The sequence below is a fragment of the Streptococcus infantis genome, assembly GCF_047460405.1.
Lineage (GTDB): Bacteria > Bacillota > Bacilli > Lactobacillales > Streptococcaceae > Streptococcus > Streptococcus infantis_Q.
The window spans coordinates 1-22,302 of record NZ_JASHGH010000011.1 but is presented as its reverse complement, the minus strand read 5'-3'; the positions used below and the strand labels follow the sequence as shown (position 1 = coordinate 22,302).

The 22,302-nt window shown below is 40.0% G+C and carries 25 protein-coding genes, 1 tRNA gene, 1 rRNA gene, 1 other RNA gene and 1 pseudogene; 2 read left to right on the top strand and 27 right to left on the bottom strand.

What is annotated here, in order from left to right; all coding sequences use genetic code 11:
• Positions 1-38: 38 nt before the first annotated feature.
• The 12 genes from purC to QM928_RS06045 all read right to left on the bottom strand — a co-directional run bounded on the left by purC (position 39) and on the right by QM928_RS06045 (position 9,487).
• Complete coding sequence (purC, locus tag QM928_RS06100) at positions 39-746, bottom strand: phosphoribosylaminoimidazolesuccinocarboxamide synthase (RefSeq protein WP_414294790.1); 708 nt, start codon at positions 744-746, stop codon at positions 39-41.
• A gap of 168 nt (positions 747-914) precedes the next feature.
• On the bottom strand, positions 915-2,264 hold the full coding sequence (locus QM928_RS06095) for an HlyD family secretion protein (RefSeq protein ID WP_414294791.1): 1,350 nt from the start codon (positions 2,262-2,264) through the stop codon (positions 915-917).
• 12 nt (positions 2,265-2,276) lie between these two features.
• A complete protein-coding gene (comA, locus tag QM928_RS06090; protein ID WP_414294792.1) occupies positions 2,277-4,430 on the bottom strand; it encodes a peptide cleavage/export ABC transporter ComA in 2,154 nt (717 codons plus the stop codon).
• 167 nt (positions 4,431-4,597) lie between these two features.
• The gene (locus tag QM928_RS06085; protein WP_414294793.1) at positions 4,598-4,792 is read right to left on the bottom strand and encodes a hypothetical protein; all 195 of its coding nucleotides are present in this window, start codon (positions 4,790-4,792) and stop codon (positions 4,598-4,600) included.
• A 220-nt stretch (positions 4,793-5,012) separates the two neighbouring features.
• The gene (locus QM928_RS06080) at positions 5,013-5,168 is read right to left on the bottom strand and encodes a hypothetical protein (RefSeq protein ID WP_162837517.1); all 156 of its coding nucleotides are present in this window, start codon (positions 5,166-5,168) and stop codon (positions 5,013-5,015) included.
• Between the two features lie 207 nt (positions 5,169-5,375).
• A complete protein-coding gene (locus tag QM928_RS06075; protein ID WP_000793176.1) occupies positions 5,376-5,552 on the bottom strand; it encodes a hypothetical protein in 177 nt (58 codons plus the stop codon).
• A gap of 12 nt (positions 5,553-5,564) precedes the next feature.
• Positions 5,565-5,714 carry a class IIb bacteriocin, lactobin A/cerein 7B family gene (locus tag QM928_RS06070; RefSeq protein WP_311522410.1) on the bottom strand — a complete coding sequence of 50 codons (150 nt, stop codon included), beginning with the start codon at positions 5,712-5,714 and terminating at the stop codon, positions 5,565-5,567.
• A gap of 17 nt (positions 5,715-5,731) precedes the next feature.
• Entirely contained in the window at positions 5,732-5,875 is a 144-nt protein-coding gene (locus QM928_RS06065; RefSeq protein ID WP_414294794.1) for a class IIb bacteriocin, lactobin A/cerein 7B family, read from the bottom strand.
• Positions 5,876-6,317: 442 nt separating this feature from the next.
• Positions 6,318-6,554, bottom strand: a complete 237-nt coding sequence (locus QM928_RS06060) for a phosphopantetheine-binding protein (protein WP_414294795.1) — start codon at positions 6,552-6,554, stop codon at positions 6,318-6,320.
• Between the two features lie 7 nt (positions 6,555-6,561).
• Positions 6,562-7,554 (bottom strand): phosphate acyltransferase PlsX, encoded by a 993-nt coding sequence (gene plsX, locus QM928_RS06055; protein ID WP_414294796.1) that lies wholly within the window; start codon positions 7,552-7,554, stop codon positions 6,562-6,564.
• Entirely contained in the window at positions 7,551-8,321 is a 771-nt protein-coding gene (recO, locus tag QM928_RS06050) for a DNA repair protein RecO (RefSeq protein WP_414294797.1), read from the bottom strand. The genes plsX and recO overlap by 4 nt, the downstream gene beginning before the upstream one ends.
• On the bottom strand, positions 8,318-9,487 hold the full coding sequence (locus QM928_RS06045) for a pyridoxal phosphate-dependent aminotransferase (protein ID WP_414294798.1): 1,170 nt from the start codon (positions 9,485-9,487) through the stop codon (positions 8,318-8,320). Before QM928_RS06045 ends, recO begins: the two co-directional genes overlap by 4 nt.
• Positions 9,488-9,640: 153 nt before the next feature.
• Here QM928_RS06045 and QM928_RS06040 point away from each other — a divergent pair, with 153 nt between their 5' ends.
• Positions 9,641-10,651, top strand: coding sequence for a YeiH family protein (locus QM928_RS06040; RefSeq protein ID WP_414294799.1), 1,011 nt, complete (start codon positions 9,641-9,643; stop codon positions 10,649-10,651).
• 133 nt (positions 10,652-10,784) lie between these two features.
• On the opposite strand, the gene QM928_RS06035 is transcribed toward QM928_RS06040, so the two are convergent.
• The 8 genes from QM928_RS06035 to QM928_RS06000 all read right to left on the bottom strand — a co-directional run bounded on the left by QM928_RS06035 (position 10,785) and on the right by QM928_RS06000 (position 16,825).
• A complete protein-coding gene (locus QM928_RS06035) occupies positions 10,785-11,222 on the bottom strand; it encodes a CoA-binding protein (protein WP_153225593.1) in 438 nt (145 codons plus the stop codon).
• A 121-nt stretch (positions 11,223-11,343) separates the two neighbouring features.
• Complete coding sequence (locus QM928_RS06030) at positions 11,344-12,312, bottom strand: ribose-phosphate diphosphokinase (protein WP_075231173.1); 969 nt, start codon at positions 12,310-12,312, stop codon at positions 11,344-11,346.
• A 216-nt stretch (positions 12,313-12,528) separates the two neighbouring features.
• The gene (locus QM928_RS06025; RefSeq protein ID WP_414273053.1) at positions 12,529-13,023 is read right to left on the bottom strand and encodes a beta-class carbonic anhydrase; all 495 of its coding nucleotides are present in this window, start codon (positions 13,021-13,023) and stop codon (positions 12,529-12,531) included.
• Positions 13,024-13,182: 159 nt separating this feature from the next.
• Entirely contained in the window at positions 13,183-13,878 is a 696-nt protein-coding gene (locus QM928_RS06020) for a TIGR00266 family protein (protein ID WP_000672726.1), read from the bottom strand.
• Between the two features lie 71 nt (positions 13,879-13,949).
• Positions 13,950-15,320 (bottom strand): DNA repair protein RadA, encoded by a 1,371-nt coding sequence (gene radA / locus QM928_RS06015; protein ID WP_414273136.1) that lies wholly within the window; start codon positions 15,318-15,320, stop codon positions 13,950-13,952.
• 36 nt (positions 15,321-15,356) lie between these two features.
• Positions 15,357-15,848 carry a hypothetical protein gene (locus tag QM928_RS06010; RefSeq protein WP_248034527.1) on the bottom strand — a complete coding sequence of 164 codons (492 nt, stop codon included), beginning with the start codon at positions 15,846-15,848 and terminating at the stop codon, positions 15,357-15,359.
• A 16-nt stretch (positions 15,849-15,864) separates the two neighbouring features.
• A complete protein-coding gene (locus QM928_RS06005) occupies positions 15,865-16,422 on the bottom strand; it encodes a histidine phosphatase family protein (RefSeq protein WP_248034528.1) in 558 nt (185 codons plus the stop codon).
• Complete coding sequence (locus tag QM928_RS06000) at positions 16,382-16,825, bottom strand: dUTP diphosphatase (protein ID WP_000701995.1); 444 nt, start codon at positions 16,823-16,825, stop codon at positions 16,382-16,384. The genes QM928_RS06005 and QM928_RS06000 overlap by 41 nt, the downstream gene beginning before the upstream one ends.
• 209 nt (positions 16,826-17,034) lie before the next feature.
• On the opposite strand from QM928_RS06000, the gene QM928_RS05995 reads away from it, so the two are divergent.
• Positions 17,035-18,201 carry an IS30 family transposase gene (locus tag QM928_RS05995; RefSeq protein WP_315640232.1) on the top strand — a complete coding sequence of 389 codons (1,167 nt, stop codon included), beginning with the start codon at positions 17,035-17,037 and terminating at the stop codon, positions 18,199-18,201.
• A gap of 307 nt (positions 18,202-18,508) precedes the next feature.
• Here the strand turns inward: QM928_RS05995 and ffs are convergent.
• From ffs to rrf, 7 genes and pseudogenes are all read right to left on the bottom strand, one after another.
• An RNA gene (ffs, locus tag QM928_RS05990) (signal recognition particle sRNA small type) lies at positions 18,509-18,606 on the bottom strand.
• 32 nt (positions 18,607-18,638) lie between these two features.
• Positions 18,639-19,106: a tRNA adenosine(34) deaminase TadA gene (tadA, locus tag QM928_RS05985; RefSeq protein WP_414285130.1), complete on the bottom strand. Its 468-nt coding sequence runs from the start codon at positions 19,104-19,106 to the stop codon at positions 18,639-18,641.
• Between the two features lie 330 nt (positions 19,107-19,436).
• Positions 19,437-20,723 carry an adenylosuccinate synthase gene (locus QM928_RS05980; RefSeq protein WP_075226975.1) on the bottom strand — a complete coding sequence of 429 codons (1,287 nt, stop codon included), beginning with the start codon at positions 20,721-20,723 and terminating at the stop codon, positions 19,437-19,439.
• Between the two features lie 231 nt (positions 20,724-20,954).
• The gene (gene comW, locus QM928_RS05975) at positions 20,955-21,191 is read right to left on the bottom strand and encodes a sigma(X)-activator ComW (RefSeq protein ID WP_414285123.1); all 237 of its coding nucleotides are present in this window, start codon (positions 21,189-21,191) and stop codon (positions 20,955-20,957) included.
• Between the two features lie 526 nt (positions 21,192-21,717).
• Positions 21,718-21,918 (bottom strand): annotated as a pseudogene (tnpA, locus tag QM928_RS05970) (IS200/IS605 family transposase); the annotation flags it as partial.
• A gap of 179 nt (positions 21,919-22,097) precedes the next feature.
• Positions 22,098-22,171: transfer RNA gene (locus tag QM928_RS05965), tRNA-Asn, on the bottom strand.
• Between the two features lie 5 nt (positions 22,172-22,176).
• Positions 22,177-22,292, bottom strand: a 5S ribosomal RNA gene (gene rrf, locus QM928_RS05960).
• Positions 22,293-22,302 lie beyond the last annotated feature (10 nt).

The following is a 22,302-nucleotide window of genomic DNA, read 5'->3' as shown; positions in this document are numbered from 1 at the left end:
TAAGTTATTGAAGACGAAGTTTTTCCGTTTCAAACAGGTTACTTCAAGCCCTGCAATTTCTCTAACACAACCTTGTACACATCTGTCAAACTGCCCAAGTCCCTACGGAAAACATCCTTGTCCATGTGGTGCCCTTCAGCATCCCAAAGGCGGCAATTGTCTGGTGAGAATTCATCTGCCAAGATGATCTTGCCATCCTTATCAAAGCCAAATTCCAATTTGAAGTCAATCAAGCGAAGACCAATTTGTGCAAACCAATCTTTCAACAATTCATTGATACGACGCGTTTCTTCCTTGATATAAGCAATTTGCTCATCGTTAGCAATATCTAAGAACTTCACATGCTCATCATTGATAAATGGATCATCCAAATCATCGTTTTTGTAGTAAAATTCAACGATTGGAGTTTTCAAGTCCAAACCTTCTTCCACGCCAAAACGTTTTGAGAAAGAACCTGCAGTCACGTTACGAAGAACAACCTCCAAAGGAATGATGGTCACCTTCTTATTGAGTTGTTCTGTGTCAGAAATACGTTCGATAAAGTGTGTCGCCACACCAGCCGCATTCAATTTTTCAAAAATAAGAGACGAAATCTGATTATTCAGCACACCTTTCCCCTCTATGGTCTCTTTGCGAGCTCCATTCAGCATAGTGGCCTGGTCCTTGTAGACCGACTTAATCACATTTTCGTCTTCTGTAGTATAGATATCTTTAGCTTTTCCCGTATAAATAAGTTTACTGGACATTTTCTTGTTCGCCTTTCGCATTACTTTACATCATTCTAACACAACAAACACTAAAAATCAAATATTTCACGAACTATATTTGATGTCATATCTGAAAAAGTACAGAAAAATCGCAAACGAATTTTCATTTGCGATTTTCTAAGATTGATTTGAGTTAGAATGCGAACCTTATTCTCGTTTCAAAAAGCGGTCAAGATAGTAGCGTAAAAAACTCTTCCTACCTCTAATCATAGTCAAACGACCTTCAAGTCCATAACGAAGTTTTTCTGCTTGTTCAGCATTCAAATCCGTCTCTGCCTCTAATTTAAAGAAATTGCCCTTTTCTGTCTGAGTCGCACTGGTATCGATATTGGTAATCTTGGATGTCAACACTAGCTGCTTATTGGCATCCGTTACCGTTGTAAATCGTATCTCATTTCCATGCTTGAGACCAGCCACTTCCTTAGAACTGATATAAGCTGTCAGTTTTGCCTTCCTCTCCCTAGCCAACTGTGGAAAAAGGTAAGCAAGGATAGTTCCTTCTGGAATAATGGTAGATCGACTATGCTCAGAATTCAAATGTAGAACACCATCTTCTGTTGCTGTAATTTTCCCCTTCTCTAAAAGATTTCCTTGAATCTTTTTACCTGACTCCACCTCAAGAATTTTCTGATCCAAGAGCGTTAATTCCTGGCCTACCTTGGCTAGTTGCTGAGATTTTAATGACTCCAACTGACTTCCTAATCCAGATGCATAAGCTTGCTGGGCTCCTGAACCTGCATACTGTACTCGATAACCTGCAAGAGTTGACTCCAACTGAGTGATGTGAGCATCTAGCTGAGATAAGGCCTGCTGTTTGGCTTCCGATCCCTGCTCTTTTGTTGACTGATAAGACTGATAAATTGCGTAAGCTGGATGGCCACTCTCTAAGAGTCCATCAGTTTGAATAGCAGACTTTGCTTGCTGATATTCTTTAATTTTGGACTGGGTTTCTCCGATGAGATTCCCTAACTCTGCCTGACTACCACTGGCTGCTGCATTTTGGGATGATATACTAGCATTTTGTTGCTCAACCTGACTTCGCAGACTAGTAGCCTGATTCAGATAATCTAAAAAACTATGCTGATAGCCAAATTTATCTGTTTCAGGAAATTGATCACTTCCTGATTGAAGGCTTGCTTTTAAATACTCTAGTTGAACCTTCTGATCCTTGAGCATTTCCAACTGACTAGCATAAGACTCCGCTTGGACACCCTCTGCCCCTTCCTGATATTGAACAAGAAGCTCCCCCTTCTTGACCAGCTTATTTTCTTCCAAATGATTGACAAGAATGCGATTGCTGCTAGTTGACTGAATATTAGCAAGAATACGACTAGGTTCGATAGTCGCTCTAGTGGATAAACTCATCTCCTTCTCTGCAAGAGTTGCAAAGCCAAACAAGAACACGAGCAGAAGGGACATGGGTACAATCACCCGACTGGAAAAATTATGATAACGACGGTTATAAAACTCCGCACTTTCTAAAAATTCTGGTTTCATCCTCTCCTCTTTCTAGCTATTCACCAAATGGGCGTAAAAGCCACCCTGTGCAAGCAAATCAGCATGTTTTCCTTCTTCAACAATCTTGCCCTGATCCAAAACAACCACCTTCTCTGTCCGCTCAGCAATGGTCAAGCGGTGAGCAATGAAAATCAAGGTCTTATCCAAAGCCATTAGATTATCGACAATTCGCTTCTCGGTCAAAATATCTAGACTGCTAGTTGCCTCATCCAAGATCAAGACAGGCGCATCGGTCAAGAGAGCACGCGCCAAAGCGATCCTCTGACGTTGCCCACCTGAAATGCCCGCTCCATCCGAAGTCAGTTCTGTCTGGTAATTCAGTGGCATCCGCTCGATATCCTCCCGAATCTCAGCCAACTCCACTGCTCTCAAGATATCCTCCTGGGTCGTCCCCTCCTTAGCTCCAAGGAGAAGATTCTCCAAAATCGTCCCGTTAAAGACGTAGGGTTGCTGAGGCAGGTAGTTGATATACTGGCGTAGAGCCTTTTTATCAATCTGATTGAGGTTGACGCCACCCAGACTAATCTCCCCCTGACTAGGATCATAAAAATTAACCATCATCTTAGCCAAGGTCGTCTTACCCGATCCTGAAATCCCTACAAAAGCCACTTTAGAGCCTTGTGGAATGGTTAGATTGATGTCCGACAAGACATCTCGACCATAGCCATATTTGTAGTGAACCTGCTTGAAATCCATATCTCCTTCTAGCAAGCTCAAATCTGAGACTGTTTTCTTTTCCTCAAACTCAGATGCAACCAGATAAACTTCATTGAGACGGTTATTGGCTACCTGCGCTGTCTGAAGTTTGGTTTGCAGGTTGATGATATTTTCCAATGGATTTGTAAAGTAAATAAGCAAGGTATTATAGGTAATCAACTGGCCCAAACTCATCTTATTATCCATGACTAGGAGAGCCCCCATCCAGAGAATACCAACATTGAGTAAGAGCTGGGCAACTTTTTTCAGAGCCTTTTGCTGACTTTCTGCCCGACTGTAAGTAAAAGATTTTTTCAGATAATCTACAAATTCCTTGTCAATCTTTTGGTAGCGTGAATTTTCACTAGTTAAGGACTTGATGGTCTCAATGCCATTGATGTCCTCAATGATAGAAGAAGACAGAACCGCATTGGCTTCCATAGTTTCCCGATTCATCTTTTCAAAGGGCTTCATAAAAGCAAAGATGATCACTGTGTAGATAGGAAGGGCTAGTAAACTCATGAAAAAGAGATTGCTATTCTGCGAAAATAGAACTACTGAAATAATCAAGACAGTAGATACATCCAAAAAGATTGACAGAATGGTCGAAGCCAGCGCATCGATGATACTATTTGCATCCGTGAAACGAGATACGATTTCCCCTGTACGACGTGTCGCAAAGAAGGACATAGGCAGGTGAAAAACATGCTTGATATAGGACAAAATCACATCAATAGACAAGCGTTGCCCCAAAACAAGTAAGAGATACTCCTGAGCATAAGATAAGATTTGCTGAAGGACATAAACGATGACTAGCCCTATCGAAATAATTCCCAGTGTCGAGCGCATCTGATCTGGTACATAAGTATCAATGATAGACTGCAGATAATAAGAACCCACAATGTTAATCAAGGTCACCAAGAGGGTCGCCAAAACGATATTAACAATCAAACCTCGCTGTTTCACTAATATAGGGATAAAGGAAAGCAGACCATTTTTTTGTTCCTTATGAGGCTTATAACTCGGAGATGGTGCCATAAAAATAGTGATTCCTGTCCACTCCTTGGCAAAGCGCTCACGAGAAATCTTGGTCAGCTTAACACTAGGATCTGGATCAGCAATATGAATGTTGTTCTTGTCCTGGCCAGTCACCACATAATAATGGAGCAATTTCCCTTCCTTAAGCACATGAGCCACAAAAGGAAAAGTTACATCCGGCAAATCAAACAAGGTCATGTCCGCCTTTATTGCTCGCGTCTCAAAACCTATCTCCTCAGCAACCTTGACTAAGCCTAAAGCCGTAGTCCCATCCATGGTCGTCTTGGCCAACTCTCGCAAGTGAGCCAGAGAATAATAACTACCATAATAACCAAAGACCATGGCTAATGAAGCTACACCGCAGTCCATCTGATCCACCTGCGGACGATAGTGACGTTTCCCAAATTTCATATCCTACTCCTTTTCCTAACAATCTCCAAAGAAAACTTTGTAAGATTATTTTATCCAAACAAAGAAGCAAAAAGAAAATTATTTCTAAAAAAACAATAACTGCACCTGAACAGCACTTTTTGGACAAAGAAAATAGGCAGGATAAACGTCCTACCTAAAATATATATTTATAAAGATTTCTTTTTCTTCCTAATTCCTTTGTCAATCATGTACAAAACGATAATCGAAAACAGCGGTGGTACAATATAACTCTTTTCACTCATTGTCAGCTGAAATCCCAGAGTTGCTAGTATCTTAAAGATGAAAATATTCATTAAAAATAGAAAAACAAATACTAAAAAATATCCTAAAATCTTCTTCATTTCTTTTCTTCAACTTTCCTAATTTCTACACCTATTTTATCACATTTTATCAAAAAATACATGTAAAATTCCAAATAAACTATAAACGATGCAAATAGACACATCAAATGTACCTTTTGGACAAAGAAAATAGGTAGAACAAAGGTCCTACCTAGAAAAAATAATGATTAATATTTCTTATCTTTTTCAATTTTTTTACGATTTGCCACAAATTTTTAAATTAACGTCTACTTCCCAAATGACGCCCATACATATAGGTAACGACTCCTAAAACACCCCAAGCTACTGCTGTAGAAGTAGTAACAATGAAACCTCCCTTAGTTACAGCCAAGTCTTCCTCTGTCATAATAGCAAATTTTTCATCCAGTTTCTTCATCTTTCATCTACTCCTTTTAAATAATACTAGCTAATCCAATAGCTACTCCAACCAAAAGTCCTACTATTCCTGAGGCTGATATAATTATAGCCGCACATTCTTCTGAGATATTCATTTATTTCTCCATTTTTTTAGTTCTTATTTCATTGATAACAACTAAAAGATGATTATTCTATAGCATTTGCCACATACTAATAATAGTTCTCTTTAAACCTTGTCTTTACCTGAATCTAAATAACTCATCATCAAAATAAGCATCGGAACAAATAACTCTGTTTGGAAATATTTTTCAACATTAAAGGTGATTACATGTAAATCCCCCAATATACAAAGCACTCCAAAAATAATTAAAAAGGCTCCCATTACATTTTTTAGATTTTTCATACAAGTTCACTTTTATCCAAATTTACGTTTTAAATCTTGACCAATTAATCGACCACCAAGGAAAATTGCCAATCCTGCACCAACCGTGGCTATGGTAATTGATCCACCTTCTGTATTCATCAATTCTTCTTCTGTCAATTCTGTCCATTTATTTAAATTCATTTTTTCTCTCCTTATTATTACATAAAATAGCCCCAAGCAATACCACCAATTAGTAAGACACCTCCTACAACTACAGCGGTAACCGACCCCCCATCCACTTCCATCAGCTCTTCTTCCGTAAGAGCTGCAAAGTTCTGTTCCTTTTTATCAAAGTTTGTCATTTGTTTTCTCCTTTATTTTTATATTTGTGATTTCTAACCTTTAAACCATTTTAAAAGCCAAATTGGATAAATAAATGAAATAATCATTCCCAATCTCCTTCCTTTTCTTCTTACTTATCTATTCGAAAAATAATTTAAAATAAATTTATTTATTTCAAAAACCACTTAATTAACCATGGATACAAGCTTGGTATAAACATGAAGTAATCTCCTTCCTTTTCCTTCTTACTTATCTATTCGATAAAATCATTTTAAAATAAACAACTAAGTCAAATTTATTTTAAAAACCACTTGATCAACCACGGATAAAGACATGTCACATACATCAACAATCCTCCTTTTTTCTTCTCATCTTTTTATTCGTAAACTCGACTATAAAACTTCAAAATATTATCTTTTTTCGAGAAATAAAAAAACAACATGACTTGCATGTTGCTATATGTTAGATTTTATCTTTAATGGTTTTTAATACATCTGCCACACTTTGGAGGTGGTCGATTTCTTCATCACTAATTTCGATTCCAAATTCATCCTCAACGGTTAGAACAAATTCCATTAAATCTACTGAATCAGCATCCAAATCATCCTTCAAACTCAAGGCCTCTGTTACTACAAAGTCTTCACCCTGACGTTCTTGGATGATAGTCACGATACGGTCAAAAATTTCTTTATCTGTCATATATATATTATTCTCCTGAAAATTCACGCGCAGTTTGGGCAACTACGTCTGTTTCTAGCATGGTACGAATCTGACGAATCGTACTGTACACAGCCTTGGCATCACTTGATCCATGAGTCTTGACAACCGGCGCCTTGACACCAAACAAGACTGCACCTCCAACGTCAGAATAGTTGAGTTGCTTTTTCAAACCTCTAAGACTATCCTTAAGAAGAAGAGCACCTAATTTAGCTCGCAAACCGCCACCTGTGATAGCATTTTTTAGCAAGCCCATGATCCCCATGGCTGTACCTTCAATGGATTTGAGCACAGCGTTTCCCGTGAAACCATCTGTTACGACTACATCAGCAACGCCATCCATCAAATCACGCGCTTCCACATTACCGATAAAGTTCAAACTCTCATCAGCTACTAGCAAGTCATAAGTTTCCTTGCGGAGTGGATCTCCCTTACTGCTCTCTGTCCCGTTATTAAGCAAACCAACTCGTGGTTTTGCAATTCCACGAACATTTTTAGCGTAGAAAGAACCTAGGATGGCATATTGATGAAGGTGATGGGCTGTGTTTTCTGCATTGGCACCGAGGTCTAGCATATCAAAGCCTTTTCCATCCACTGTTGGTAGGGTTGACATAAGCCCAGGTCGATCGATGTTCTTGATGCGACCTACGATGAAAAATCCGGCCGCAAGCAAGGCACCTGTATTTCCTGCAGAAAGAACTGCATCTGCCTCCCCATCTTTGACAGCCTTAGCCGCCAAGACCATACTGGCATTTTTCTTCTTACGGATGGCTCTTGTAGGCTCATCGTCTGAATCGATTTTTTCATCAGTATGGATAATACTAACGCGCTCTGTAGCTGTTAGATATTGCTTAATTTTACTTTCATCTCCGTAAAGTTGAATCTCAATATCTGAAAAGTCAGCAAGGGCTTGATTGACTCCCTCAACGATGGCTTGAGGTGCGTAATCGCCACCCATTGCATCTACTGCGATTTTTTTCATTTGTCTTCCTCTTTTAGTAATTGTCCCCAATCAGCTAGGGAATCAATAAATTTCTTTGATTTTAGGTGAATTCCGACGTACTCTTCATAAATTTGATCCATGAACTGACGTAATTCTTGCTTGATTTCAGACTTGAGAGAAATAGTCTCCAAGGTTTCAAAATCAATGGCTTGAAATTGATTGAGCAGATAAGGAATATTGGGATTTAAGTGACATCGTTTCTCGTCCTCATGGTAATGATCAGGACATAAGCAAGCACCATATTTGAAAGAAAAATCAAAGGCCTGACCCACCCGATGGCAAAAAACACACTCATTAAAATTAAGACTAATCCCAAAACGGGTTAAGATCTGAATTTCAAAAATATTGGTCAAGACCTGATAATCTAAACCCTCTTCCATCAACTCTAAAGTCTTTTGTAAAAAAGCAAACAAGGGAGCATCTTGGTGATTGTCCTGCAAACTAGCATCTGCCAAAGCTGCCACATAGGTCGCATAGGCCATGACAAAGAGATCACTATTGATTTTTGGAAAGGTCATCACCTCATGATAGTCTTCAATATAACTAAGTCCATCATCATTGATTCGCAAAAGAAAACGAGCCAGCACCAAAGGTTGAATAACTGGAGCCAGTTTGGACTGACCGGCATGTTTGACAAAAAACATCCGCTTGCCGACCTGCTCTGTAAAAATCTTGACTAGCTTATCATCCTCACGAAAATTACGATTGTAGAGCACCAACCCCTGACTCGTAATAGACTGAATCATGCTTCTCTCATGTACTCCTCAAGACGTTTCATAGCTTCTCTGATGATTTCCATGCTAGCTGCATAAGACAAGCGCACATAACCTTCTCCGTAACGCCCAAAGGATGCACCAGGGATAAAGGCAACAGCCTTCTTCTGAGCAAAATCCTTGAGAAAAGCAAAGGAATCTTGATTATATCCTGCTGGAATCTTAGCAAAGATATAGAAGGCACCGTCTGGTTTAATAATCTCAAAACCAAGAGCAGTCATCTTTTCGATAATATAGTCCCGACGCTGGATGTATTCCTTCTTCATAGACTCCGCATCGTTTTTACCAGCCGTCAAGGCTTCTACCGCAGCATGTTGGGCCATGGTATTTGCAGCAGTAACCAAATATTGGTGACTCTTGATTAACTGGGCTGTAAAGGCCGCAGGAGCGAAAATCAGACCCAAACGCCAACCGGTCATAGCATGTGATTTAGACAAACCATTGATAATAATAGCCTGGTCCCTCAACATAGTTCCCAGAGATACATGGGCTGCCCCTGTATAGGTCAATTCTGAGTAAACCTCATCACAGACAACGAAAATCTCGTACTTGCGTAAAACAGCTGCCAAGGCCTCCAACTGCTCCCGACTGTAGGTAATTCCTGTCGGATTTGCTGGATAGTTGAGAATAACCGCCTTGAGCTTGTCACCCTGCTCTAAAATGGCCTTTTCCAACATCTCTGGAGTCAAGACAAAATTATTTTCAGTCGTATCAATCTCGACAACCTCTGCCCCAACCAGATTGACAATCGGTTCATAACCTGGATAGGCAGGAGCTGGCAAGAGCACCTTGTCTCCCTCTTCCAAAATAGCTGTCAAAGTAGCAGATAAAGCTTCTGTCGCCCCAATTGTAACCAAGATTTCATTTTCAGGAGCATAGTCCAGTTGGTATTTTTCCTTAACAAAGTCACTGGCTGCCTGACGTAGAGTCAGCAAACCACTCATCCCTGTATAGTAGGATTGGTTCTGGTCAATCGCTCGCTTGGCCGCCTCCTTGACATGATCTGGCGTTGTAAAATCAGGTTCTCCCAAGGTCAAACGCAAGACCCCAGGAATCTCAGAGATGGCCTGATCAAACTGACGAATCAAGGAAACTTGAATCTTATCTAATTGTTTATTAAAGCGTTTGGTTAAGTCCATAGATACCCTCCTTGATCAAAGAACATATGTCTATTATACTACAAAAGATCTCTGACCGCAAAATTACATCTAGAATTAGCCTTCCAAAGGCTTTCTATTTACTTTTTTCCGAGATAAGATTATAATAAGGAGTATTTATTTTCGGAGGTTTTTATGTCATTTCTATCAAAAAATTGGGCAGGACTGTTAGCCTGTCTGATCATTTCTATCATCTCTTGGGTTTTAGGAGGCTTTCTGCCTGTTGTAGGAGCTCCTGTTTTTGCCATCTTTATTGGCATGATTCTCCACCCATTTCTCACTTCCTATAAACAACTAGATGCTGGTTTGACTTACAGCTCCAAGAAATTGCTTCAGTATGCTGTTATCTTGCTTGGGTTTGGACTCAATATCTCTCAAGTTTTTGCAGTAGGAAAATCTTCCCTTCCTGTCATCCTCTCAACTATTTCAATTGCTTTGATTATAGCTTTCTTTTTCCAACGCTTTTTTAATCTGGATACTAAGCTAGCTACCTTGGTTGGTGTAGGCTCTTCTATCTGTGGCGGTTCTGCCATTGCAGCGACCGCTCCCGTCATCCACGCCAAGGAAAAAGAAGTGGCCCAAGCCATCTCAGTAATCTTTTTCTTTAATCTCTTAGCAGCTCTTATCTTTCCAACGCTAGGAACCTGGCTTCATCTCTCCAACGAGGGTTTTGCTCTCTTTGCGGGTACTGCGGTCAACGATACTTCCTCTGTAACAGCCACAGCTAGCGCCTGGGATAGCCTTTACCAAAGCAATACTCTCGAATCTGCTACTATTGTCAAACTGACCCGCACTCTGGCTATTATCCCTATTACTCTCTTCCTCTCCTATTGGCAAAGCCGTCAACAAGGTGATAACCAAGGAGTAAAACTCAAAAAAATCTTCCCCGTTTTCATTCTCTACTTTATCCTAGCTTCTCTGCTAACTACTCTTCTCACATCATTCGGTGTTAGCAATAACTTCTTTTCACCTCTCAAACAACTCTCCAAATTCCTCATCATCATGGCCATGAGTGCTATCGGTCTAAAAACCAATCTTGTAGCTATGATTAAGTCCAGCGGTAAATCCATTCTGCTTGGAGCTCTCTGCTGGATTGCCATCATCCTGACTAGTCTTGGCATGCAGACCCTTATCGATATTTTCTAATACTCTTCGAAAATCTCTTCAAACCACGTCAACGTCGCCTTGCCGTACTCAAGTACAGCCTGCGGCTAGTTTCCTAGTTTGCTCTTTGATTTTCATTGAGTATAACACAAAAGGTAGCCCGCAAGCTACCTTTTTATTGTTCAAGAATTAAGCGTGTATGTTCTCTCTTAATACAACGATTCATCACGATATCATCGCAACCTCCAGCACGCAAGATTTCTTCCGCTTCTAGACTTTCAAGTCCTAATTGCGCCCAGAAAATCTTAGCATCAGCCTTGAGAAAATCTCGTGCCACATCTGGTAGAAACTCACTACGACGATAGACATTAACGATATCTACAGGAAAAGGAATCTCAGCTAGGCTGGCATAAGCCTTTTCTCCCAAGATTTCACCACCTGCAGCCTTGGGGTTTACTGGTATGATTTTATAGCCACGAGCCTGCATTTCCTTTGTCACTCGATTGCTAGTTGTTTCTTCACGATCAGACAAGCCCACTACTGCTAGAGTCTTACTAGTTGCTAGATACTGACGAATCACACCATCACTTGGATTGATAAATTCTTGAGTCATAAAAATCCTCCTTTTTCATCAGTATAGCATATTTTGAAAGGGTTTGCAGAATTCTGCTACCAAAAAACTCCCAACAAGGTCTATCACTTTGTTAGGAGTTTTGTCTTATCCAATGAATTCGTTAGATTTTTTTCTCAATACTAAATAATGGAGATAGAGGACGTTTTTCGTGGATACGGACGATAGCATCCGCAAGAAGGTGAGCAATAGAGATTTGCTCAATCTTATCAATCAAACGTTCTTCTGGTAAGTAGATGGTATCCAAAACAACTAATTTTTTAATCGCTGATTTCTGGATATTGTCCATAGCAGGCCCTGAAAGAACTGGGTGCGTACAGCTTGCGTAAACTTCGACAGCACCAGCTTCTGCAAGAGCATCCGCCGCATGGCAAATAGTTCCAGCTGTATCGATCATATCGTCAATCAAAATACAAGTCTTACCTTCTACCTTACCAATGATGTTCATCACTTCACTGGTATTCATCTTGTCCACGCTACGACGTTTATCAATAATGGCAATCGGAGTTTTCAAAAACTCTGCCAATTTACGAGCACGAGTCACCCCACCATGGTCCGGACTGACAACCACATAGTCAGAACCAACCATGCCACGACGCTCAAAGTAGTCTGCAATTAAAGGAGCACCCATCAAGTGATCGACAGGAATATCAAAAAATCCCTGAATCTGTGCAGCATGCAAGTCAATCGTCAACAAACGATCCACTCCAGCCACTTCAAGCATATTTGCCACAAGTTTTGAAGTGATTGGCTCACGCGCTCTCGCCTTTCTATCCTGACGTGCATAGCCATAGTAAGGCATAACAACGTTGACAGATTCTGCACTGGCGCGTTTCAAAGCATCTACCATAATCAAAATTTCTAGCAGATTGTCATTTACAGGTGAGCTAGTTGATTGTAGGATAAAGACGTGTTTCCCACGGATCGATTCTTCGATATTAACTTGAATTTCTCCATCTGAAAATTGACGTACAGTCGATTTTCCCAACTCTATCCCAATCTCTTGCGCCACACGCTCTGCCAATTCTCTATTTGAAGAAAGGGCAAACAGCTTTAAATCAGAAAAAGACATGATTTCCTCCAGTATTTATGTATCACTTGTGTTTTTTCACAACATTTTTCCAACTACCATTGTAGCGCTTTTTTCTTGATTTTTCAATAAAAAATAAGACAATAGTAGACATTTATACCCTTGCCTTGTGCTCATTTATATTCCTTATATTCAAGCTGAAATGTGACAACTTAGACATTCTATCTCATGGGAAGATAGGAACTCAAAAAGGAAACGTTAGTAGACCTCTCTCATACTACCTGTATCCACATCATAAACAGCCCCTGAAATAACCACATCATCTGGAATCAATGGGTATTCTCGAAGTAACTGCATATCCTCACGAACACTCTCCTCAACATCTTGAAAGGGAAGAAAATCTTGACCCGAGACATCAACCCCTAATTCTGTTTTTAAATGTTCTTGAAACTCTTCGTTTTGAAATGTCTGAGCACCACAGTCTGTATGGTGAAGAACCACAATCTCTCTTGTTCCCATTTGTTGCTGGGAAATCACAAGCGAGCGAATCATATCCTCCGTCACTCGACCACCCGCATTCCGCAAAATATGAGCATCTCCCAGAGCCAACCCCAAAGCTTGTGCAACGTGCAGACGTGAGTCCATACAAGTCACAATGGCTACTCTTGTTTTTGGCTTGATTGGCAGATTTAACTGCCCATGCAGGGCAACATAAGCCTGATTGGCTTGCATAAACTGTTCAAAATACGACATGACAACACACTTTCTTACTTTTAAGATAATTTGAACACCAAATTATTTATATCCTATCTTACCATCTTTTCTTTGTCTTGTCAGTTGTCAACCTTCATATAAAAAAACTGGGACAGAGACATCCAGCTTCTAGCTTGGGCTTCTGTCCTAGTTTTATTTTTATGAACCTTTTTGGATATACTTATTGAGCGATCCTGCAAAGCTCTGAAGATTGAGACTTTGTACGTAGACCTCACCAGTTCCTCGGAAGGTATTCACCACTCCTTCGCCTGTACCAATAGACTGCCAGAAGCTATTTTCTAAGTGGATATTATAGTCCAAAGATTGACTCCAAGCCACCACATGGGCATTGTCAATGGTTATTTCTTGGTTTTGTAGCTCAATTTTCTTGATAGAGCCAAAAGCATTGGCCAAGAGAGTTCCCTGACCTTGGGTAGTCATCACAAAGAGACCTCCTTGCCCTCCGAACAGAGCTTTACCAATAGACTGACTCTCCATAGTATAGGAAGCTGTACCATCAAGAGCTAGAAAAGCCCCATCATTCAGTCGATATTGTTTTTCACCTAGTTCAAGAGCAATCACTTGACCGGGAGTATCTGGTGCTAAAGCAAGGTTGCCGTTGTCAGACTCTGCAACTGCTTGAGTAATGAAGGTGCTTTCGCCAGAAACCATTGAACGTCCTACAGCTTTGACAAAACGTCCCAAACCAGAACCGCTGGCATTGAGCTGGGTATTGAGGCTTACGTTAGGCGTGTGGTAGACCATACTACCTCGCTGGATATAGACGGTTTCTCCTTGATTGAGTGACAACTCTACCAAAGGAAATTGCATATGACTGTCCATAGAAAATTTCATCAGAAATTCCTCCTTGTTTTTAATAAATATTGGCTATAAAGTGTTTTGCAATCTAAAACTGAGTAAGACTATTAGGAAAATACTTTCTTCAAGACTTCTCCAATAGTGGTCACTCCGATCACCTGAATTTCTTTAGGTGGTTTGATTCCAGTTAAAGAATTCTTTGGTACATAGATTTTTGTAAATCCAAGTTTTGCTGCTTCATTGATGCGCTGCTCGATACGATTCACACGCCGAATCTCTCCAGTCAAGCCCAACTCTCCCACAAAACATTCCTGAGGGTTGGTTGGTTTATCCTTGTAACTCGAAGCAATGGCAACCGCAACAGCCAAGTCAATGGCAGGCTCATCCAATTTGACACCACCAGCTGATTTGAGATAGGCATCCTGATTTTGCAAGAGAAGCCCTGCACGTTTCTCCAAAACAGCCATAATCAGACTAGCACGATTGAAATCAAGGCCTGTTGTAGTCCGCTTGGCATTACCAAACATAGTCGGTGTTACCAAGGCTTGAACCTCCGCAAGAATAGGACGGGTTCCTTCCATGGTCACAACGATTGATGAGCCAGTCGCTCCATCCAAACGTTCTTCTAGGAAAACTTGACTAGGATTGAGCACCTCAACCAAGCCACCTGACTGCATCTCAAAAATCCCAATTTCATTTGTCGAACCAAAACGGTTTTTGACCGCCCTCAAGATACGGAAGGTATGGTGGCGTTCCCCTTCAAAGTAAAGCACCGTATCCACCATATGCTCCAACATACGAGGTCCCGCCAAGGTTCCTTCCTTGGTCACATGCCCGACAATAAAGATGGCAATGTTATTGGTTTTGGCCAGCTGCATGAGTTCTGCAGTCACCTCACGTACCTGGGAAACAGAACCCTGAACTCCAGAAATCTCAGGAGACATGATGGTCTGGATAGAGTCGATAATGAGGAAGTCTGGCTGGATTCTCTCTACTTCTGCCCGCACGCTCTGCATATTGGTCTCAGCATAGAGATAAAACTCACTATCAATATCACCCAAGCGCTCTGCTCGTAGCTTGATTTGCTGAGCAGACTCCTCCCCACTGACATAGAGGACTGTCCCCACTTGAGACAGCTGGGTTGAGACTTGTAAGAGCAGAGTTGATTTCCCAATCCCAGGATCCCCACCGATAAGGACAAGACTTCCTGGTACTACACCTCCACCAAGAACTCGGTTGAACTCCTCCATCTCAGTCTTGGTTCTATTGACATTGATGGAGGTCACTTCAGCCAGTTTCATGGGCTTGGTTTTCTCACCTGTTAAGGACACACGCGCATTCTTGACTTCTGCAACCTCGACTTCCTCAACAAAAGAAGACCAAGACCCACAGTTTGGACAACGTCCTAAATATTTAGGGGAATTATATCCACAATTCTGACATATAAATGTCGCTTTTTTCTTTGCGATGATTCTAATCCTTTCATTTTTAAAATCTCTTATTAATTTTCCAAATCAGTAACTATTTCTTTTCAGAACAATCAGTCCACCATCATCCACATGGACATAATACTCCCCATCAGGACTAAATCCAAAAATATAGGGTAAATAACCTTTATAAATTTGAGTCCTAGTTTCTTTATTCTCTTCCCAATAAATGGTTAAAATCGGATATTCTTCAGATTGGTCTTTATCCATTGTCACTCGGATGTCTTTACCATTATACAAAGGAAGGCTTCCACCATATTGTCCAGCGATAGGGATAGGAGAATCGTAACCTTCACACATAGCTACTAACTCTATCTCATCGTAATCCCCATCTATTAGAGTGACTTGACTTTTTTCACTATCGATGATGGACATATATTCTGAAGAAATGCAAAGGATTTTTTGATAGTCTACTGGAAGAAAAGCCAAGTAAAGAAAACCTCCAATACTAATCTCAGACACCTTCTTATACCCTTGACAATTTTCTGCGGTAAAAGCTTGAAAATCCTTATAGCTCATTTAATTGTGCTTCTTTCTATATCTCTATCTCACACTCAATCACTTGGCAAAAATCAATCTTCTCATTTGACACAAACTGGCGCATGAGCATTCGATGAGTGACAACAACGACTGTCTGATAGTCTCGATACTTGCGCATAGAGTCTAGAAACCGAGACCTCATTTCCTCAGCTGTCTCATATTGAATAGGACTATTAGGAGATAACTCCCCATTATTTCCTAGAAACAGAGTACGAGCTTTTTCAAAATTCTCTACGCCACTTTCATAGACTTGCCATTCATGCAATAATGGCTCCACTCTCAAAGGAAGTCCAGTAGCACAAGCCACATAGCTAGCAGTCTCTAAAGCTCTTGTGACTGCAGAAGAAACTAGTAGATCAGCTGAGTGTAGCAAAGAATTTTTGCTCAGTTCCTGAGCTTGCTGTCTTCCCTCCTCTGATAAGGGCGCCAAATCCATCCCGAATCCAGTATAGGAACGCTCCTCTAACTCACGGTAATCTGGCTCCCCGTGACGTACAAAGATAATCTTCATCTTAGTGCCCAGTTGATCCAAATCCACCGGTCCGAACACCATCTGCCGCATCGCCATCCGCAATCAAAAATGGAGCAAAGACAGCCTGAACCACGCGTTCCCCAACTTCAAGAATCACTTCTTGGTCAGTAATGTTTTTCATCTGTGCAAAGATATGTCCCTCGTTCCCAGGATTACCATAGTAATCCCCATCGATGACACCCACAGAGTTAATCAAAACCAAGCCCTTCTTACGAGGGTTTGAAGAACGATCATAGAGATAAAGCACTTCTGTCGGTTGCATATAAGCCTTGACCCCTGTCGGAACAAGGACAATCTCACCTGGAGCAATGACCGTACGCACAGCAACCTTTAAGTCGTAACCAGCTGCATGTGCTGTCTCACGCTTCGGTAGCAAACTCTCATCTGTAAAACTAGAAACTAATTCAAAACCACGAATTTTCATATTTTCCCTCTTTTTAATCTTTCATTCTAGGCTATTTTATCTTATTTATTCGAAAAAAGCACGAAAAATCTTCTATATAAAATAAAGAAAAGCGTCCGGTAATTTCTCAAAGTAACTTCCACTTTCCTGACCAAAGTGGAAATCAGTCTAAAACGGATTTTTATGGTGGAATTAAGTGTGAGACGTTTGAGTTAGAAATGAGGTCCACTATGACAAAACATAAACACCTTACACTTTCAGACCGTCATGATATCCAACTAGGTTTAGAGCGCAGTGAAACCTTCAAAGCTATTGGGCAACTTATTCTAAAAGACCCGACTACTGTTTCTAAAGAAGTCAAACGAAACAAACAAATTAGAGACTCTACCTCTAACAACCTTCCTTGCCCTCTACTTGATAAAGCTCCCTTTGTCTGTAATGGGTGCTCTAAAAGAAGACAAAACTGTGGCTATCAAAAAATCTTCTACCTCGCTAAACAAGCTCAAAAGCACTACGAACAAACTCTTGTCGAAGCTCGTGAAGGAACTCCTCTCAACTCTCAGACTCTCTGGGACATGGACAAAGTCATTTCTGATGGGGTTAAAAAGGGCCAACACATCTATCATATCCTCAAGACTCATAACCTTAATGTCAGCTCCTCAACCGTCTATAGACACATCCGAAAAGGATACCTGTCTATCGCTCCTATTGATCTAGCCAGAGCCGTTAAATTTAAAGAAAGAAGAAAAAGTAAGCTACCTTCCATCCCTAAAGAAGCTAAAGAAGGCCGTTCCTATGAGGATTTCCAAAACTATTTAGCACTTAATCAACTAGACTCTTGGTTGGAAATGGACACAGTTATGGGCATAATGGGAGGTAAAGTCCTACTTACCTTCAACCTGTCTTTCTGTAACTTTATCTTCGCTAGGCTTCTGGAGAATAAAACTGCCCTTGAGGTTACCAAACACCTTTATAAAATCAAGAACACTCTTCACCAAGCGGACAAAGATTTCTTCCAACTCTTTCCTGTCATCCTCACAGATAATGGTGGTGAGTTTGCCAGGGTCGATGGCATCGAAATGGATGTCCGAGGAGAGAGTAAACTCTTCTTTTGTGACCCTAATCGCTCTGACCAGAAAGGGAGAATTGAGAAAAATCACACGTTGATTCGCGACATTCTACCTAAGGGAACTTCCTTTAACAATTTAACTCAAGAGGACATCAATCTCGTTTGTTCACATGTCAATAGCGTCAAGCGCGCTGCTTTGAATGGAAAATCAGCCTATGAACTCTTTGCTTTTACTTACGGAGAAGAAATTCCTAAGCTTCTCGGCATTTCTAAAATACCTGCAGAAGACGTCTGTCAGTCTTCTAAATTACTCCAACATAAGATCTAAAAACTAACCTTCAACCCCATTCAAACGTCTCACACTAACTTCCACCATAGCAGAACTTAATTTGAAACGCTTTCAGATGTGGGGATTTTGTGCGCTCTTTTTTTCGATTCTTTTCGGATACAAAAACGATGAAATCAAGCATTATTAAAACCAGTGGAACTTAGTTTGGGAATTTAGCAAGAAAAGTGTCCTATCAAAAAGCAAACAATAAAATCATACAAAAAAATTTAAAGATATTTCAAGTGTCACTTATTTTCCCTTCTATTAACAAACTCATTCTTTTTTAGCCACACTTAAACTATTTTCTTTAAAGCACAAAAAAAGAGCACACAATTCACTTCGCTTAGGGCTGCTGGATTCCTCCCCTGACCCGCTTCACGCAGAACTGTTGCTCCATTAGTTATTATACCACATTCCCAAAGATTTTAAAAGAGAAATTATTTTTTCCGTCGATTTCTAAAAAATTCCTGCATAATACCTGCACATTCACTCTCTAAAATCCCCGTCTCAACATTCACACGATGATTAAGACGCTCATCTGTCAAGATATCATACAGACTTCCAGCTGCACCAAATTTCTGATTTTTAGCCCCATAGACTACCTTTGGGATACGGGCAAGCCCAATCGCCCCGCTGCACATGACACAAGGCTCAATGGTCACAAAAAGTGTGCAGTCCAACAAACGCCAGCTCTCTTCCCTCAGATTCGCATTCTCGATGGCCATAATTTCCGCATGCATGACCGCACGTTGCAACTCCTCACGTGCATTGTGGCCCCTACCAATGATTTCTCCATCCTTTACAATTACGCAACCTATTGGGATTTCATTATGCTCTAAAGCAATCTCTGCCTCCTTCAAGGCCTCTCTCATAAATGCTTCTTTTTCTTCAACTGTATAATCCATAGTTTCTCTCTTTTCCTGCTTATTATCTTTTAAAATCTCTTCCAAATATATCAGAATTCCCTTAGCATAATGTAATACTAACATCTGCAACTTCAAAATAATATTTTTATCGATTCATAACTAATTTACTCTTTAATTTTCACTGACTATCATCAATTTTATCATTATACCATGTTTCACTACATAAAAAAAGCCACCGAATGCGGTGACTTTATAGGGAGATTATTATGAAAAAGAAAAGTTTAGGATATTTGTTACAACAAGTTAGGAGGTCTTCTTGTAACTGTCTATAGTATAGCTGAACTATCTTAAACAAATCTTAAAAATCTCTTATGACCAAACACTTTCTAAAATATTTGTTTGTTCACGACCAGGACCTACTGAGAAAGTAGAGATACGAACGCCAACTAATTCGCTAACACGACGAACATAGTTACGTGCATTTTCAGGAAGATCTTCCAAAGTACGTACTCCAGTGATGTCTTCTGACCAACCTGGCAATTCTTCGTAGATAGGTTTGCAACGTTTCAATTGCTCAAGACTAGCTGGATAGTAGTCAATACGTTGACCATCCAGATCATAGGCTACACAGATTTTAACTGTATCCAAACCACTCAAAACGTCGATAGAGTTCAAAGAAAGATTCGTAATTCCAGAAACACGTCGACTATGACGCATAACCACTGAATCAAACCAACCTACACGACGTGGACGACCTGTTGTAGTACCATACTCATGACCTACTTCACGAATGCGTTCTCCCACTTCATCAAACAATTCAGTCGGGAATGGACCATCACCAACACGACTTGTGTAAGCTTTACATACACCTACAACCTTGTCAATCTTGCTTGGACCAACACCAGAACCAATTGTCACACCACCAGCAACAGGGTTTGAAGAAGTAACAAACGGATAAGTTCCTTGGTCAATATCTAACATGACCCCTTGTGCACCTTCAAAAAGAACACGTTTGCCATTATCAAGTGCATCATTCAAGATAACAGAAGTATCTGTGACATATTGCTTGATTTGTTGACCATATTCATAATATTCTTCAAAAATATCATCAATTGAAATAGGGTTGCTTTCGTACAATTTTTCAAACAAACGATTCTTCTCAGCAAGGTTACGTTCTAAACGCTCACGGAAAATCTCTTTATCCAAAAGATCTGCAATACGGATTCCAACACGAGCAGCCTTATCCATATAAGCTGGACCAATACCCTTGATAGTAGTACCAATCTTATTTTCACCCTTAGCTTCTTCTTGCAGACGGTCTAACTCGATGTGATACGGCAAAATAACATGCGCACGATCAGAAATACGTAGATTATCTGTTGTAACACCTTCATCATGAAGATAGCTCAACTCTTTCACAAGTGACTTAGGATTTACAACCATCCCATTCCCAATGACAGAAATTTTTTCAGGGAAGAAAATTCCAGAAGGAATCAAGTGCAGCTTAAATTTCTTTCCATCAATCACAATTGTGTGACCAGCATTATCACCACCTTGGTAACGTGCAATCACTTCTGCATTAGCTGAGAGGAAGTCTGTAATCTTCCCTTTACCTTCATCACCCCACTGGGTACCTACAACAACAACTGAAGTCATAATCTTGTCTGAGCCCTTAGGCTCTTCCTTTCTCACATACATGGCAGGAATCTCACCTGCAATTATATCTTACAATTTATTATAATAAAGATTCTCAATTTTTTCAAGACCAAAAACCAGAAACATTAGGGAATTAGAGAAAATTAGAAAATTAATATCAAAAAAATATTGTAAATTTATATTATGAAAAGAAAAAACTATAAAATCGTTCGGAAATATGAAAATTATAAATTATCCCCCAACCCAGTCATTTGAAATCAATAACTGTTCAATGTACAAACGGTAGCAAGCTCTATAGTGGTAAGAAAATAAAGGATGCATAATATCAAACTTGTACCGAGCTAAATAATAGAGTAAAAATCTAAGATGAAAAACTTCCCATTCTAAATCATTATCTACTAAATAACTATATTCCTTTTCAATAACATCATAAAAATCAAGATATTGTTCATAAATCTGTTCAATCATTTTATTTGACTCCATTTCTATTGATAAAATGAGTATAACAAAAAAATAGAAGAACCAGGGAAGATACTTCTATCATGTACTATAATGAATATTCAAATAAATAACAGATAAAGACAACTAACAGATCAGGTGCACAATACTACATTTCAAAAAAAGATCTAAAATTTTCCTAATGAAAGAGAAACAAATACTGTCTAAACTATGATGGCAAGACCACACAATCCACTAAAGAATTACTTATAAGACCTATTAAAAAAAACTTAAAATAAAACACTCAAATCTAACAAACTTATAAAAATATTAAATATTAATAAAGTGGCAAATATAAAAAGACAAAAATGACCTCTGAAAGATAAATAATGACAACCCGTCTAACAGGTGGTTTGAACCAGGACTATAAGCCCAAATTACCAGCCAGCGCCTAAAGACGCTGGCTTTCACCTTATTCAAGCTGGCTCGTCACTCGCCTCTTAAAGAGGCCTTGGTATTACTTACCACTATCCCTAAAGGGATCCTCATATTCTTTTACACTCAATTGTACATGGTCTGGCATTAAGTGACCCTCGATAATCTCAACTCCTTTATAACTACACAAGCGATGAAATATTTCGCCTAAACTACTTCGATATTGATTATAGATTACTTTTCGTCTATACTTAGGGGTGAACACAATATGATACTTACAGTGCCACTTTGTGTGCGATAAACTATGTGCCTTTTGTGCCATATTTTTCTCCTTTCGCTTTACAATTGGCTTGAACACCTTTATTGTATCGCGTTTGGAGTTTTTTTGTATAACCTTCGACGCGCACCCGCATAGCGGGTGGTTTATTTGTCTCGCTCCGTGAGGTGCAAGACAGACTGAAAGTCACATAAAAAAAAGACGTTCCAAGGAACGTCTACATACTCCGCCAGTAGGACTCGAACCTACGACATCATGATTAACAGTCATGCGCTACTACCAACTGAGCTATGGCGGATTAAAGCTAAGCGACTTCCTTATCTCACAGGGGGCAACCCCCAACTACTTCCGGCGTTCTAGGGCTTAACTTCTGTGTTCGGCATGGGTACAGGTGTATCTCCTAGGCTATCGTCACTTAACTTTGAGTAA

Coding starts and splice junctions, on each gene's coding strand:
- comA (WP_414294792.1), bottom strand. CDS start 4,430: ATGAAATTTGGGAAACGTCACTATCGTCCGCAGGTGGATCAGATGGAC.
- QM928_RS06030 (WP_075231173.1), bottom strand. CDS start 12,312: ATGTCTTTTTCTGATTTAAAGCTGTTTGCCCTTTCTTCAAATAGAGAA.
- QM928_RS05995 (WP_315640232.1), top strand. CDS start 17,035: ATGACAAAACATAAACACCTTACACTTTCAGACCGTCATGATATCCAA.
- QM928_RS06070 (WP_311522410.1), bottom strand. CDS start 5,714: ATGAATTTAAATAAATGGACAGAATTGACAGAAGAAGAATTGATGAAT.
- QM928_RS06035 (WP_153225593.1), bottom strand. CDS start 11,222: ATGACTCAAGAATTTATCAATCCAAGTGATGGTGTGATTCGTCAGTAT.
- comW (WP_414285123.1), bottom strand. CDS start 21,191: ATGATTGAACAGATTTATGAACAATATCTTGATTTTTATGATGTTATT.
- QM928_RS06080 (WP_162837517.1), bottom strand. CDS start 5,168: ATGAAGAAACTGGATGAAAAATTTGCTATTATGACAGAGGAAGACTTG.
- tadA (WP_414285130.1), bottom strand. CDS start 19,106: ATGGATTATACAGTTGAAGAAAAAGAAGCATTTATGAGAGAGGCCTTG.
- QM928_RS05980 (WP_075226975.1), bottom strand. CDS start 20,723: ATGACTTCAGTTGTTGTTGTAGGTACCCAGTGGGGTGATGAAGGTAAA.
- QM928_RS06045 (WP_414294798.1), bottom strand. CDS start 9,487: ATGGACTTAACCAAACGCTTTAATAAACAATTAGATAAGATTCAAGTT.
- QM928_RS06060 (WP_414294795.1), bottom strand. CDS start 6,554: ATGACAGATAAAGAAATTTTTGACCGTATCGTGACTATCATCCAAGAA.
- QM928_RS06065 (WP_414294794.1), bottom strand. CDS start 5,875: ATGACAAACTTTGATAAAAAGGAACAGAACTTTGCAGCTCTTACGGAA.
- recO (WP_414294797.1), bottom strand. CDS start 8,321: ATGATTCAGTCTATTACGAGTCAGGGGTTGGTGCTCTACAATCGTAAT.
- QM928_RS06085 (WP_414294793.1), bottom strand. CDS start 4,792: ATGAAGAAGATTTTAGGATATTTTTTAGTATTTGTTTTTCTATTTTTA.
- QM928_RS06040 (WP_414294799.1), top strand. CDS start 9,641: ATGTCATTTCTATCAAAAAATTGGGCAGGACTGTTAGCCTGTCTGATC.
- plsX (WP_414294796.1), bottom strand. CDS start 7,554: ATGAAAAAAATCGCAGTAGATGCAATGGGTGGCGATTACGCACCTCAA.
- purC (WP_414294790.1), bottom strand. CDS start 746: ATGTCCAGTAAACTTATTTATACGGGAAAAGCTAAAGATATCTATACT.
- QM928_RS06000 (WP_000701995.1), bottom strand. CDS start 16,825: ATGAAAATTCGTGGTTTTGAATTAGTTTCTAGTTTTACAGATGAGAGT.
- QM928_RS06005 (WP_248034528.1), bottom strand. CDS start 16,422: ATGGTGTTCGGACCGGTGGATTTGGATCAACTGGGCACTAAGATGAAG.
- QM928_RS06010 (WP_248034527.1), bottom strand. CDS start 15,848: ATGAGCTATAAGGATTTTCAAGCTTTTACCGCAGAAAATTGTCAAGGG.
- QM928_RS06095 (WP_414294791.1), bottom strand. CDS start 2,264: ATGAAACCAGAATTTTTAGAAAGTGCGGAGTTTTATAACCGTCGTTAT.
- QM928_RS06025 (WP_414273053.1), bottom strand. CDS start 13,023: ATGTCGTATTTTGAACAGTTTATGCAAGCCAATCAGGCTTATGTTGCC.
- QM928_RS06020 (WP_000672726.1), bottom strand. CDS start 13,878: ATGAAATTTTCTATGGACAGTCATATGCAATTTCCTTTGGTAGAGTTG.
- QM928_RS06075 (WP_000793176.1), bottom strand. CDS start 5,552: ATGAAAAATCTAAAAAATGTAATGGGAGCCTTTTTAATTATTTTTGGA.